The sequence below is a fragment of the Pseudomonas sp. 65/3-MNA-CIBAN-0223 genome, from assembly GCF_040310425.1.
Lineage (GTDB): Bacteria > Pseudomonadota > Gammaproteobacteria > Pseudomonadales > Pseudomonadaceae > Aquipseudomonas > Aquipseudomonas gregormendelii.
This window is the reverse complement of the sequence record NZ_JBEOPV010000298.1, coordinates 1-244: the sequence shown is the minus strand read 5'-3', so window position 1 is coordinate 244 and position 244 is coordinate 1. Positions and strand designations below refer to the sequence as shown.

General features: G+C 58.2%; 1 protein-coding gene. It reads left to right on the top strand.

Features of this window, described 5'->3' with window-relative positions; translation table 11 throughout:
- Positions 1-60: 60 nt before the first annotated feature.
- Positions 61-244, top strand: a 184-nt coding sequence (locus tag AAEZ09_RS28965; RefSeq protein WP_350601763.1) for a CinA family protein, incomplete at its 3' end; no start/stop codon positions are given.

Sequence of the window (244 nt, the reverse complement as noted above, 5' to 3'; positions counted from 1 at the left end):
GAACTACTCGACTCGCTGGTGTAGGGTACGGGGCTTTCTTTCAGATTGTACGGAGCGCAGATGAATCTCACTGAACTGGCTGCGCAGCTAGGCAAAGCGTTGCAACGGCATGGCGCGCAGGTCTGCACTGCCGAATCCTGTACCGGTGGTGGTATCGCCGAGGCGATTACCCGTATCGCCGGTAGCTCGGCGTGGTTCGAGGCGGGATATATCACCTATTCCAATGCGCAGAAGACCCGTCAGC